Raw genomic sequence first — 13,453 nt, 5'->3', positions numbered from 1 at the left:
TCCCCGCGCCCCTGAGGTCCGTGCATGGCTACGCGGTTGCCGTGGAGCGGAGGTTGGTGGTTACCCAGGACACGATCTCGGTGGTGGTCGCGCCCGGAGTGAAGATGCCCTTGATGCCGAGTTCGGCGAGGAGGGGGATGTCGTCGTCCGGGATGATGCCGCCGACGAAGACGGTGATGTCCTCCGCCTCCCGCTCCTTCAGCAGCGCGACCACGCGTCCGCAGAGGGTCATGTGCGCGCCGGAGAGGATCGACAGGCCGATGCCGTCGGCGTCCTCCTGGATCGCGGTGTCGACGATCTGTTCGGGCGTCTGGTGCAGGCCGGTGTAGACGACCTCCATGCCCGCGTCGCGCAGCGCGCGGGCGATCACCTTGGCGCCCCGGTCGTGGCCGTCCAGGCCCGGCTTGGCCACCACCACGCGGAGAGGTCCGGACACGCCCATCGTTGCCTCCTTGATTTCGCCGCCGCGATTTCGCCGCCGCTCGCCCTCGCATGTTAACGATCGTTCCCATCCGATGGGCGAACGCTACTCCCCGCGCCGGTCGCCTGCCGTTTCGCGGGCATGGGCGAGGGGAGAATCCCTTCAGAACAGACGTTCACTGCGTATTGGGCCCGGAGCCGACCTGCCGACACCCCAGCGTGTCATCCGCGTCACCCTCCGAAGGACCTCGACGGGGAGGTGCAGGCCATGGGCATCCCGTTCTGCCGTGCCGTCACCCTGGCAAGAGCCGCAGGCCAGGAGGGGTCCGCGCTCGTCGGCCACCTGCTGCTGTACCCCAGCGGGATCTCCCCGGAGCGCTGGCCCCTGCCCGCCCCCGCGTGTGCGCACAGCGCGGACGCCGCACCGCACACCCCGGTCCTGCTGCTGCACGGGTTGTTCGACAACCGCGCCGTATTCAGCCGGATGCGCCGCTCGCTGGCCTCCCACGGCTGGGAGCATGTGCATGCGCTCAACTACAACCCGATCACCGTCGACCTGCGCGAGGCCGCCGATCTCCTCGGCAGGCACGTACGGCACACCCGCGAGGTCTACGGCGGCGAGCGGGTGGCCGTGGTCGGCCACAGCCTGGGCGGCCTGATCGCGCGCTACTACGTGCAGCGGCTCGGCGGCGACGAGCACGTCCACACCGTGGTGACGCTGGCCACGCCGCACGAGGGCACCCTGAGCGCCCACCTGCTGCACCCGCTGCCGATATCCCGTCAGTTGCTGCCCGGCAGCGGCGTGTTCCGGGAGCTGGGCGCCCCCGCGCCCGGCTGCACCACCCGGTTCGTGGCGTTCCGCGGCGAACACGACCCGTTGATCCTCCCGCAGCGCAGCGCCGCACTCCGCCACCCGGACCTGTGGGCGGAGAACGTCCTGGTCCTGGGCTCCGGACATGTCACCCTGCCGGTCCACCGCACCGTGATCACACAGGTGCGGGAGGTGCTGACGGGACCACAGCTGGGAGTCCTGGACGGACCGATACGACTCACTGCCTGACAATTCCCCCCATAAGTGGATACCTTTCCCGGGAGATTGTGGCCGTCCCGTTACGAGGGATACAGTCACGCTCAATTTCCTTCGGTTCGAGGATTGGGACTGCTGTGGTGGACGACGACGCTCCGCATCGTGCGCCGAGCGGGGGGCGTGCATGACCGCCGACACCGGCTGGTACGACCACACGCAGCAACAGGAGTACTACTACCCGCAGTCGCCGCAACCGCAGTACTACTACGAACAGCAGCCACCGCAGCAGTACTACTGGACCCCCGAACCCGAGCCCTACCCCCAGCAGTACGCCCAGCAGCAGTACCAGCCGCCGTACGAACAGCAGCAGTACGCACAGCCGTACGAGGTCGGCTACGAGTACCCCGCGTACCAGGCGACCAGCACCATGACGGCCGTCCTCGACGAGCTGACTCCGCAGGACCTGGCCTACCTCCAGCACCATCAGCCCTATCCGGACCAGGCCGACTACCCGGACTACGCGGTCGCCGAGGAGCCCTCCCCGTACCAGGAGGAGCCGGAGGACCTGCTGGAGGACCCGCAGCCGCTGGACGACCTGGATGACCTGGACGACGACCCCGAGCTGCCGGAGCAGCCCCTCGCCGCCCCGCCGGAGGCACGTCCCGGTGGCCGTGCGGCGGCCCGCGCGGCGCAGAAGCGCACCAGCCGGCGCCGCTCAGCCGTCCTGACCATCGCCGTCCCCTCGGTGGCCGTTCTCGGCATCGCCGGGGCCGCGGCGGCCACCCTCGCACCGGGAAGCAGCGCCTCCGGCCACTCCAACGCCACCGCCAGCGACGCCAACTCGACGCTCACCGCGGCCGACCAGAAGGCGCAGGCGCTCGCCGCGCAGGAGGCCAAGGCCTCGGCCGAGCAGGCCAGCCGGGACCAGGCCAGGCAGGCCCTGGCGCTGCGTACCGCGGCGGCCAAGAAGAAGGCCGCCGAGACCCCCAAGGTCGTGCTGCCGATCACCCAGCACGTCGGCCTCAGCGCGCTGTTCGGCCAGGCCGGCACGCACTGGATGTCCCTGCACACCGGAATCGACTTCCCGGTGAGCACCGGCACCAGCGTGCACGCGGTGACCGACGGCACGGTCAGCACCAAGTGGAACGCCTACTACGGCAACATGCTGATACTGACCGCCCCCGACGGCACCCAGACCTGGTACTGCCACCTCAGCGCCTACAAGGTGCGCAGCGGTTCGGTGAAGGCCGGCGACGTGATCGCCTACTCGGGCGACACCGGCAACTCCACCGGACCGCACCTGCACTTCGAGGTGCACCCGGACGGCGGCGCGGCGATAGACCCGCTGCCCTGGCTGCTCGCCCACGGCCTCGACCCGCGCTGACGAACCCTCAGCCCTCAGCTCACGCCGCGTCAGCGGCGGATCGGCAGGAAGCCGAGCCGGGCCGACGCCTCCGCGGCCGCCGCCTTCACGGCTGCCGCGACCTCCGGGATCCGTTCCTCGGTCAACCGGTAGGACGGGCCCGAGGCGCTGATCGCGGCGATCAGCTGTCCGTCCTGGGCCAGCACCGGCGCGGCGACGGCGTTCAGTCCGGTCTCCAACTCCTCCACGCAGTAGGCGAATCCGGCCTCCAGTGCGGTGCGCAGCTGGGTGCGGAGCAGCCGCGGGTCGGTGACCGTGCCCGGGGTGAAGCGGTCGAGCCCCGGGGCGAGCCGCTCCTGGAGCGCGGCCTCCGGCAGATGGGCCAGCATCACCTTGCCGCTGGAGGTGGCGTGCAGCGGCGTCCGCTGTCCGACCCAGTTGTGGGTGGTGACCGCCGAGGGACCGAGCACCTGGTCGATGTTGACGGCCGCGTCGCCGTCCAGGATGGCCAGGTTGATGGTCTCCGAGACCTGTGCGGCCAGCCGTTCGCAGGCCGGGCGGCTCTGCTGGGACAGGTCGAACCGCACCGTCGCCGCACCGGCCAGCCGGACCAGCCCGAGGCCGAGCCGGTACTTGCCCCGGTCCCCCGGCTGTTCCAGCAGCCCGCGCTGCTCCAGGGCCGCGGCCAGCCGGAAGGCGGTGGACTTGTGCACGCCCAGCTCGGCCGCCATCTCGGTCACCCCGGCCTCACCGCGGCGGGCGACGAGTTCCAGGATGCTGACCGCCCGGTCGACCGACTGCACCGGGGAGGAAGCTGGTGCAGTGACCGACGTGTTGTTGCTCATGGCGCAACGGTATTCCCTTCGGTGGCCTCCCGGTGCCGGTAGAAGGGGATCCGCTGCGGCTCCAGCGGGGTGTTGCCCAGCAGCAGGTCCGCGGACTTCTCGGCGAGCATCATCACCGGGGCGTAGATGTTGCCGTTGGTGACGTAGCGCATCGCCGAGGCGTCCACCACGTGCAGCCCCTCCAGGCCGTGCACGGCCATGGTGTCCGGGTGCACCACCGACATCTCGTCGGTCCCCATCCGGCAGGTGCAGGAGGGGTGCAGGGCGGTCTCGCCGTCGCGGGCCACCCAGTCCAGGATCTGCTCGTCGGTCTCCACCGCCGGGCCGGGGGATATCTCGCCGCCGCTGAACGGGGCGAAGGCGTCCTGACCGAGGATGCTGCGGGTGACCCGGATCGCCTCCACCCACTCGCGCCGGTCCTGTTCGGTGGAGAGGTAGTTGAAGCGCAGCGCCGGGTGCACCCGGGGGTCCGTGGAGACGATCCGGACCGAGCCCCGGGCGTCCGAGTACATCGGGCCGATGTGCACCTGGTAGCCGTGGCCGCCGGCCGGGGCAGAGCCGTCGTAGCGCACCGCGATCGGCAGGAAGTGGAACATCAGGTTGGGGTAGTCGACCCGGTCGTTGCCCCGGACGAAGCCGCCGCCCTCGAAGTGGTTGGTGGCGCCCGGTCCCTTGCGCAGGAACAGCCATTCGGCGCCGATGAAGGGCCGTCGCCACAGCTTCAGGGCGGGCTGCACCGACACCGGCTGGGTGCAGGCGTGCTGGACGTAGACCTCCAGGTGGTCCTGGAGGTTCTCGCCGACCCCCGGCAGGTGGTGCACCGGGTCGACGCCCAGCTTCGCCAGCTCGTCCGTGTTGCCGACGCCCGACAGCTGCAGCAGTTGCGGCGAGTTGATCGCACCGCCGCAGAGCACCACCCGCCCGGCGCGCACCTGTCGGGCCGCACCGCCGCGGCCCTGCCGGTACTCGACGCCGGCGGCCCGCTTGCCCTCGAACAGCACCCTGGTGACCAGGGCACGCGTCCTGACCTCCAGGTTGGGCCGGTTCAGCACCGGGTGCAGGTAGGCCCGGGCCGCGCTGAGCCGGCGGCCCCGGTGCAGATTGCGGTCGAAGGCCGCGAAGCCCTCCTGCCGGTAGCCGTTGACATCGTCGGTGAGCGGGTAGCCGGCCTGCTGGACCGCCTCGAAGAAGGCCCCGAACAGCGGGTTGGTTGCCGGTCCGCGCTCCAGCACCAGCGGTCCGTCGTGGCCGCGGAACCCGCCGTCGGTGCCGTCGTCGGCCAGGCAGTTCTCCATCCGCTGGAAGTACGGCAGGCAGTGGGCGTAGTCCCAGTCCTCCATCCCGGGGTCGGCGGCCCAGCGCTCGTAGTCCAGCGGGTTGCCGCGCTGGAAGATCATGCCGTTGATGCTGCTGGAGCCGCCGAGCACCTTGCCGCGGGCGTGGTAGATCCGGCGCCCGTTCATGAACGGCTCGGGCTCGGACTCGTACTTCCAGTCGTAGAAGCGGCTGCCGATGGGGAAGGTCAGCGCAGCCGGCATGTGGATGAAGACGTCCCACGGGTAGTCAGGACGGCCCGCCTCCAGTACCAGCACCCGGTTGGCCGGGTCCGCGCTCAGCCGGGCCGCCAGGGCGCAACCGGCCGAACCCCCGCCCACGATCACGAAGTCGTAGGAACTCATCGCGCTTCCTCCTCGGCGAGTGCGGCGTTGACCCAGGCGTGGAACTCCCCGATGTGGTGCTCGCTGGGCACCAGGACCCCGCCGCGCGCGTAGCCGCGCGAGGCCATCCCCGGCTGGCAGCGCTCGCAGGCGTCGAAGTCCTGGACGTTGACGCGGTGGAACAGCTCCACCGACAGCGACAGGTCCCGTCCCGACTCCACCACCTCGGGCAGGAACAGCCAGTCGCACTCCACCACGGTCCGGTCCACGGCCAGCGGGTACATCCGGTGCACGATCACGTGGTCGGGCACCAGGTTGACGAAGACCTGCGGCTTCACCGTGATCGCGTAGTAGCGCCGGTCCTGCTCCGGCGAGACGCCGGGTATCCGGTCCGCGCCCGGGCTGCCGTCGACGGTGAACCCCTGCGCCGCGCCGGAGAACTCGGCGCCGTGGCCGACATAGGACTGGGCCGCGTAGCCGTTGCTGAACTCCGGCAGCACCTGGGTGAGTTCGGGGTGGATGGTGGCGCAGTGGTAGCACTCCATGAAGTTCTCGACGATGAGTTTCCAGTTGGCCTTCACGTCGTAGCGGATCCGTCGCCCGACGGCCAGCTCCTCGACCTGGTAGTGGCCGATGGCCCCGGCGTCGCCGAGCCGCTCGGTCGCCGCGCCGACGACCTGCTCCTCGAAGGAGGGCGGGTCGTCGGCCAGGCACACCCAGACGTAGCCGAGCCACTCCCGCACCCGGACCGGGAGCAGCCCGTAGGCGGTGCGGTCCACGTCGGGCATCCGGACCAGGTTGGGCGCGGCCGTCAGCCTGCCGTCCAGGCCGTAGGTCCAGGCGTGGTACGGGCACCGGAAGGCCCGCTTGACCTGGCCGGACTCCTCGGTGCAGACCAGTGCGCCGCGGTGCCGGCAGAGGTTGAGGAAGGCCCGTACCGCACCGGTCGCGTCCCGGGTCAGCAGTACGCTCTCCCGGCCGACCTGGACCGTGCGGAAGGCGCCGGGGGATCCCAGGTCCGCGGCGCGGACCGCGCAGAACCACATCCGTTCCAGGATCAGCCGCTGCTCCCGGGCGAACACCCCGGGGTCGGTGTACGCCGCCCCGGGCAGGGTGGGCAGCAGACTGGCGGGGTGCTCGGTGACGGTCATGCCTGCCTTCCGTTCGGTGGGGACGCCCTGCTCGGCACCGGATGGCCTCAGCACCGGATGGCCTCCATCCGCGGGTCGAACAGCGGCTCCGCGGCCACCCGGGCCGGCAGCCGTTCGCCGAAGTACTCGATCTCGACCCGGCTGCCGGGCGCGGCCGAGGAGGCCGGCAACCAGGCGTAGGCGATCGAGGCGCCGACGCTGTACCCGTACGCCGCGCTGGTGACGTAGCCCGCCGGCGCGCCGTCGGCGTACACCGGTTCCTTGCCCAGCACCACCGCTGACGGGTCGTCGAGGACCAGGCAGCACAGCTGCCGTTCGGGCGGGGCGTCCTTCAGCCGCAGCAGCGCCTCGCGGCCGGTGAAGGGGCCCTTGTCGAGCCGGACCGCGAAGCCCAGTCCCGCCTGGTAGGGGTGGTGCTCGGCGGTGAGGTCCGCGCCCCAGGAGCGGTAGCCCTTCTCCAGCCGCAGGCTGTTGAAGGCGCTGCGCCCGGCGGCGACCGCGCCGAGCGGCTGCCCGGCCTGCCACAGGGTGTCCCACAGCCGCAGGCCGCAGTCGGCGTCGGTGTAGAGCTCCCAGCCCAGCTCGCCCACGTAGGAGACCCGCAGCGCGGTGACCGGGACCTCGCCGATCCAGGCCCGGCGGGCCTTGAAGTAGCCGAAGCCCCGGTGCGAGAAGTCGGCCGTGGTGAGCGGCTGGACCAGTTCCCTGGCCAGCGGGCCCCAGACGCCGACGCAGCAGGTGCCGGCCGTGCTGTCGCGCAGCTGCACGCTGCCGTCCTCGGGCAGCAGCCGCTGCAGCCGGATCAGGTCGAGCGGGGTGTTGGCGCCGACCTGGAAGTGCTGCTCGCCGAGCCGGGCCACGGTCAGGTCGCTGCAGACGCCGCCGCCCTCGTCCAGCAGCAGGGTGTAGGTCACCGTGCCGACCGGTTTGTCGAGCTGGTTGCTGGTCGCGCCCTGGAGCAGGGCCAGCGCGCCGGGCCCGGTCACCTCCAGCCGCCGCAGCGGGGTCATGTCGTAGAGCCCGACCCGGCGCCGGGTCGCCAGCGCCTCCGCCCCGGCGATCGGCGACCAGTGGCGGGAGGCCCACTCTCCCCGGCCCGGGACCTCGGCGACCTCCGGCAGCCCGGCGTTGGCCTCGAACCAGTGCGGCCGCTCCCAGCCGCCGGCCTCCAGGAAGTACCCGCCCAGCTCGCGCTGGCGGACGTGGAAGGGGCTGACCCGCAGCGGGCGGGGCTGCTCGGCGGGCTGCAGCGGATGCAGGATGTCGTAGACCTCGACGAAGTTCCGGCAGCCGCGCTGCCGGGTGTACGAGGGCGCCAACTGCACCTGGTCGAACCGGCCGATCTCGCACTCGTGCAGGTCGAACCGGGAGCGCCCGTCCACCATCAGCTCGGCGACGGCCGCCGCCGCACCGGCGGAGTGGGTCACCCAGACCGCCTCGGCGAGCCAGAAGCCCGGCAGCGCCGGATCCTCCCCCAGCAGCGGGAAGCCGTCCGAGGTGAAGGAGAACACCCCGTTGAAGCCCTCCTCGACCTTGGCCGCACCCAGGGCCGGGAGCAGCCGCCGGGACTCCTGCCAGGAGGGCTCGAAGTCCTCCTCGGTGAAGGCCAGCGCCGACGGCATGTCGGGGCCGCCGCCCCCGCCCAGCGGCCGGTCCAGGTCCACCGGGAGCGGCCGGTGGGCGTAGGAGCCGATGCCGATCCGGTCGCCGTGCCGCCGGAAGTACAGGTCCTGGTCCTGGTGCCGCAGGATCGGCAGGTCCTCGGCCACCCCGCCGGCCGCCCCGCCGGGCGCCGTGAGCGCCGGCACCGGGGTGGTGCGGACGTACTGGTGCGCCAGCGGGACCAGCGGCAGTTCGGCGCCGACCATCCGGCCGATCAGCGGACCCCAGAACCCGGCGCAGGAGACCACGATGTCGGCCCGGAACACCCCCTGGTCGGTGACCACCGCGCTGACCCGTCCCGCGTGCTGCTCCATGGCGGTGACGGTGTGGTGCGCAAGGAATCTGACGCCTCGTCCGCTTGCCGTCCGGGCCTGGGCCGCGGCCGCCGCGACGGCGTCCGCCAGCCCGTCCCCGGGGGTGTGGAAGCCGGCCAGCACCCGGTCGCGGTCCAGCAGCGGGTAGAGCCGGGCGCACTCCTCGGTGTCGACCAGTCGGGACTCGATCCCCCAGGCGGTGGCCCAGCCGTGACGGCGTTTCAGCTCCTCCGCCCGCCCGGGCGTGGTGGCCACCTCAAGGCCGCCCAGTGGCCGGTAGCAGGGGCGCCCGTCCAGCGACAGCGCCGCGTACTTGCGGGCGGTGTAAGCCGCGAACTCGCTCATCGCCCTGGACGCGTTGGTCTGGAAGACCAGCCCCGGAGCGTGCGAGGTGGAACCGCCGGTGGCGAACAGCGGGCCCTGCTCCAGCACCGTGATGTCGGTCCAACCGCGCGCCGACAACTCGTCGCTGAGCGCGCAGCCGACGATCCCGGCTCCGATGATCACTACTGCGGGTTGTGCCGTCATAGCCGAGGACCGCCCTCCCGGAATTGTTGCGTATGAAGAAACCCAACTCACGATGAGGAACTGAGCACCAGGGTGTTCGCACCGCGAGGGGGTGTCAAGAGCACCTCGGGCAAGTAACACCACGTTCACGTGTAGTACTTGACGCTGCATCGAGGCGCTCCCATGCTTGGCGACACCTCGTTGCAGATGAAGGCGACTGTCTCTCATGGCGCAACGAAATCTTGCTGCTGCGTTCCCGCCAGACGTGCGTTCCCCGACCCCCGCCCGCACCTGGAGCGACCATGAGCACCCTCAGCCCGCCGCCCACACCCACCCACTCCGAGGACACCCACGACCTGGCCGGCTTCGGCTACCGCCAGGAGTTGGAGCGTTCGCTCGGCTCCTTCTCCAGCTTCGCCGCCGGCTTCAGCTACATCTCGATCATGACCGGCGTCTTCCAGCTCTTCGGCTTCGGCTTCGCCAGCGGCGGCCCCGCCGTCTTCTGGACCTGGCCGCTGGTCTTCGTCGGCCAACTGGCGGTCGCCCTCTGCTTCGCGGAGATGGCCGGGCAGTTCCCGCTGGCGGGCTCGGTCTACCAGTGGTCCAAGCAGATCGCCGGCCCGGGCACCTCCTGGATGGCCGGATGGATCATGTCCATCGGAGCGATCGTCACCGCGGCCGCCGTCGCGGTCGCCTACCAGATCATCCTTCCCCAGGTGTCGCTGGCCTTCCAGATCGTCGGCGGCTCCGCCGACGCCGGGCTCACCAGCACTCCCAACGGGGCCAGGAACGCCATCCTGCTGGCGCTCGGCCTGGTCGTCTTCACCACCATCGTCAACATCATCGGCGTGCGGCTGATGGCCAAGCTCAACAACCTCGGTGTGGCCGTGGAGCTCATCGGCGTCACCCTGCTGATCATCATGCTCGCCGTCCACATCAAGCGCGGCCCGCAGGTGGTGCTGCACACCGCCGGCACCGGCGCCGGCCACTCCTGGGGCTACCTCGGCGCCTTCCTGGTCGCCTCACTGATGAGCGCCTACGTCTTCTACGGCTTCGACACCGCGGGCGCCCTGGCCGAGGAGACCAAGCAGCCCCGGCTGCACGCCCCCCGCGCCATCCTGCGCGCGCTGACCGCCGCCTTCATCGCCGGCGGCCTGCTGATGCTGGTCGGCATGATGGCCGTCGGCAACATCAACGCCAAGGAGATCGGCACCCTGGGCATGCCCTACCTGATCAAGAGCACCCTGGGCACCGGCCTCGGCGACGCCTTCCTGGTATGTTCCGCCATCGCCATCACCGTCTGCTGCCTGGCCGTGCAGACCGCGGCCATCCGGCTGATCTTCTCCATGGCCAGGGACGGACGGCTGCCCTGGTCCGCCGCCATCTCCCGGGTCTCCCCGCGCTCCAAGACCCCGATGGTGCCGGCCCTGCTCACCGGGGTGCTCACCATCGCCCTGCTGCTGGTCAACATCGGCAACCAGCGGGTGTTCTACATCCTGACCTCGGTCGCGATCATCCTCTTCTACATCCCCTACCTGATGGTGACCGCGCCCATGCTGCTGCGCCGGCTGCGCGGCGAGTGGCCGCGCGAGAACCACGGCCCGCACTTCAGCCTGGGCCGCTGGGGCCTGCCGGTGAACATCTTCGCGGTGCTGTACGGCGCGGCCATGACCGTCAACCTCGCCTGGCCCCGGGCCGCCGTCTACGGCAACGACCACTGGTACTTCCAGTGGGGTGCCGTCGTCTTCACCGCCGTCATCACGGCCGTCGGGCTGGGCCTCTACCTGCTGCGCCGCAACGCGTCACAGCCGCAACTGCCGGCCCAGCCCGAGGACCCGGCCCAGCCCCAGGATCAGAGCTTCTCCACCGGGGCGTAGCGCAGCAGCAGCTGCTTGGTCCCCTCCGCACCGAAATCGATCGTCGCCTTGGCATCGTCCGCCGGTCCGCCCACGGCCACGACGGTGCCAAGGCCGAAGCGGTCGTGCGTCACCCGGTCGCCGACGGCCAGGGACACCGCCGCCCGCTCCTTGATCCGCCCCGCACTCCGGCCCCAACCCGCGGGCGCCGAGGACTTCCTGCCACCGCCGTTGCCCCCGCCGCTGCCCCCGAAGGAGCCGCGGGCGGACGGTACCGCGGCCGCCGAGGACCGCTTCTCGTCCACCAGCGCCGGCGGGATCTCCTCCAGGAAGCGCGACGCCGGGTTGTACGAGGGCTGCCCCCAGGCGCTGCGCAGCACCGCCCGGGACAGGTACAGCCGTTCCCGCGCCCTGGTCAGCCCCACATAGGCCAGTCGGCGCTCCTCCTCCAGCTCCTTCGCCTGGCCGAAGGTCCGCATGTGCGGGAAGATCCCGTCCTCCATCCCGGTCAGGAACACCACCGGGAACTCCAGCCCCTTGGCCGTGTGCAGCGTCATCAGCGTGATGACGCCCTTGCTCTCACCGTCGTCGTCATCCGGGATCTGATCGCTGTCCGCCACCAGCGCCACCCGTTCCAGGAACGCGGCGAGACCGGTCGCGACCGGCTCCGCCTCGGGGTCCGCGGGCTCCGCCGCGGCCTCCTCCTGCTCGAACTCCAGGGCCACGGCCGCGAGTTCCTGCAGGTTCTCGACCCGGGTCTCGTCCTGGGGATCGGTCGACGCCTGGAGCTCGGCGAGGTAGCCGGTCTCCTCCAGGATGGCTTCCAGCACCGCCGCCGGTCCTGCACCCGACTCTACGACCCCGCGCAGCTTCGCCAGCAGATCGTTGAACTTCTTCACCGCATTGAGCGAGCGCGAAGCCATTCCGTACGCCTCGTCGGCGCGCAGCAGCGCCTGGGCGAAGGAGATCCGCTCGCGCGACGCCAGTGCCTCGATCATCGCCTCGGCCCGGTCGCCGATCCCGCGCTTGGGGACGTTGAGGATCCGCCGCAGCGGCACGGTGTCCTCGGGGTTGGCCAGCACCCGCAGGTAGGCCAGCACGTCCCGGACCTCCCGGCGCTCGTAGAAGCGCACCCCGCCGACCACCTTGTAGGGCAGCCCGACCCGGATGAACACCTCCTCGAACACCCGGGACTGGGCGTTGGTGCGGTAGAACACCGCGACGTCGCCCGGACGGGCCGCGCCCGAGTCGGTCAGCCGGTCCACCTCGTCGGCGACGAACTGCGCCTCGCCGTGCTCGTCGTCGGCGACGTAGGCGGTGATCAGCTCACCGTCGGCGCCGGCCGTCCACAGGTTCTTGGCGCGGCGGTTGGTGTTGCGCTCGATCACCGCGTTGGCGGCGCTGAGGATGGTCTGGGTGGAGCGGTAGTTCTGCTCCAGCAGGATGGTGGTGGCGCTCGGGTAGTCCTCCTCGAAGTCGAGGATGTTGCGGATGGTCGCGCCGCGGAAGGCGTAGATCGACTGGTCCGCGTCACCGACCACGCACAGCTCGGCCGGCGGCACCGTGGCCAGCCCGGCCGCCGCCGGATTGACGAACTCGCCGTCCACCGTCTTCTTCGGCGCGGACCCGGCCGCACCCCCGGAGAGCTCCCTGACCAGCATGTACTGGGCGTGGTTGGTGTCCTGGTACTCGTCCACCAGGATGTGCCGGAAGCGGCGCCGGTAGTACTCGGCGACGTCCGGGAACGCCTGCAGCAGGTGCACCGTGGTCATGATGATGTCGTCGAAGTCGAGGGCGTTGGCCTCGCGCAGCCGCGCCTGGTAGAGCCGGTAGGCCTCGGCGAGCTTGCGCTCCATCGGGTTGGCGGCCTGACCGGCGTAGGTCTCCTCGTCGACCAGCTCGTTCTTGAGGTTGGAGACCTTGGCGGTGAAGGACTTCGGCGGGAACTGCTTGGGGTCCAGGTCCAGGTCCCGGCAGACCAGCGCCATCAGCCGCTGCGAGTCGGCGGAGTCGTAGATCGAGAAGCTGGAGGTGAAGCCCAGCTTCTTGCTCTCCCGGCGCAGGATCCGGACGCAGGCGCTGTGGAAGGTGGACACCCACATGACCTTGGCCCGCGGCCCGACCAGCGCCTCCACCCGCTCGCGCATCTCGCCGGCGGCCTTGTTGGTGAAGGTGATCGCCAGGATCTCGCCCGGCTGCACCCCGCGCGCCCCCAGCAGGTAGGCGATGCGGTGGGTCAGCACCCGGGTCTTGCCGGAGCCGGCGCCGGCCACGATGAGCAGCGGCGACCCGGCGTGCACCACGGCCTCGCGCTGCTGCGGGTTCATCCCGTCCAGCAGCGCGGCCGGGTCCGCGACCGGGCGCGGGGCGCCGTCGCGGTAGTACCCCTCGGGCTGCGGCGGGGGCGCGTCGAAGCTGCCCGCGAACAGGTCGGCGGGCAGTTCCTCCTCGTAGGGGAGGTCGTCGTCGGCATGGCCGCCATGGTCGGCCGGCGGCTCCGCGGCGGAACCCTGCAGACCGGGCAGGGGAATGTCATCAAAGAGGCTGCTCATCGTCAACGAGTCTAGGCGTCCGCACCGACACTCCTGGCCGCTATCCGCGGACCGCTGCCGCCGAGCGCGGTCAGATGATCCGATTGATCAGTGTTTCG

At 71.0% G+C, this 13,453-nt stretch carries 9 protein-coding genes; 3 read left to right on the top strand and 6 right to left on the bottom strand.

All coding sequences use genetic code 11. The features are described 5' to 3' along the window. Positions 1–28: 28 nt before the first annotated feature. Entirely contained in the window at positions 29–442 is a 414-nt protein-coding gene (locus ABUW04_RS08220) for a cobalamin B12-binding domain-containing protein (protein ID WP_030264377.1), read from the bottom strand. A gap of 246 nt (positions 443–688) precedes the next feature. Here ABUW04_RS08220 and ABUW04_RS08215 point away from each other — a divergent pair, with 246 nt between their 5' ends. Together ABUW04_RS08215 and ABUW04_RS08210 are read left to right on the top strand one after the other, a co-directional pair. Beyond that, entirely contained in the window at positions 689–1,480 is a 792-nt protein-coding gene (locus ABUW04_RS08215) for a lipase family alpha/beta hydrolase (RefSeq protein ID WP_380563765.1), read from the top strand. Between the two features lie 151 nt (positions 1,481–1,631). Further along, entirely contained in the window at positions 1,632–2,831 is a 1,200-nt protein-coding gene (locus tag ABUW04_RS08210) for a M23 family metallopeptidase (protein ID WP_380563764.1), read from the top strand. 29 nt (positions 2,832–2,860) lie between these two features. Here the strand turns inward: ABUW04_RS08210 and ABUW04_RS08205 are convergent, their stop codons facing one another. Genes ABUW04_RS08205 through ABUW04_RS08190 form a run of 4 tightly spaced genes read right to left on the bottom strand, consistent with a single transcriptional unit; the run spans position 2,861 to position 8,968 of the window. Beyond that, positions 2,861–3,655, bottom strand: a complete 795-nt coding sequence (locus tag ABUW04_RS08205) for an IclR family transcriptional regulator (protein WP_380563763.1) — start codon at positions 3,653–3,655, stop codon at positions 2,861–2,863. Further along, complete coding sequence (betA, locus tag ABUW04_RS08200; protein WP_380563761.1) at positions 3,652–5,334, bottom strand: choline dehydrogenase; 1,683 nt, start codon at positions 5,332–5,334, stop codon at positions 3,652–3,654. The genes ABUW04_RS08205 and betA overlap by 4 nt, the downstream gene beginning before the upstream one ends. Next, positions 5,331–6,464: an aromatic ring-hydroxylating oxygenase subunit alpha gene (locus ABUW04_RS08195; RefSeq protein ID WP_380563760.1), complete on the bottom strand. Its 1,134-nt coding sequence runs from the start codon at positions 6,462–6,464 to the stop codon at positions 5,331–5,333. The genes betA and ABUW04_RS08195 overlap by 4 nt, the downstream gene beginning before the upstream one ends. A gap of 47 nt (positions 6,465–6,511) precedes the next feature. Continuing rightward, the gene (locus tag ABUW04_RS08190) at positions 6,512–8,968 is read right to left on the bottom strand and encodes a GcvT family protein (RefSeq protein WP_380563758.1); all 2,457 of its coding nucleotides are present in this window, start codon (positions 8,966–8,968) and stop codon (positions 6,512–6,514) included. A 281-nt stretch (positions 8,969–9,249) separates the two neighbouring features. Here ABUW04_RS08190 and ABUW04_RS08185 point away from each other — a divergent pair, with 281 nt between their 5' ends. Beyond that, positions 9,250–10,824 carry an amino acid permease gene (locus ABUW04_RS08185; protein WP_380563757.1) on the top strand — a complete coding sequence of 525 codons (1,575 nt, stop codon included), beginning with the start codon at positions 9,250–9,252 and terminating at the stop codon, positions 10,822–10,824. On the opposite strand, the gene pcrA is transcribed toward ABUW04_RS08185, so the two are convergent. Next, a complete protein-coding gene (pcrA, locus tag ABUW04_RS08180; RefSeq protein ID WP_380563755.1) occupies positions 10,800–13,355 on the bottom strand; it encodes a DNA helicase PcrA in 2,556 nt (851 codons plus the stop codon). The genes ABUW04_RS08185 and pcrA overlap by 25 nt on opposite strands. Positions 13,356–13,453 lie beyond the last annotated feature (98 nt).

The sequence above is a fragment of the Streptacidiphilus jeojiensis genome (assembly GCF_042510965.1).
Classification (GTDB): domain Bacteria; phylum Actinomycetota; class Actinomycetes; order Streptomycetales; family Streptomycetaceae; genus Streptacidiphilus; species Streptacidiphilus jeojiensis.
Note: the sequence above shows the minus strand (reverse complement) of the source record. Positions and strands in the feature narration are given on the sequence as shown.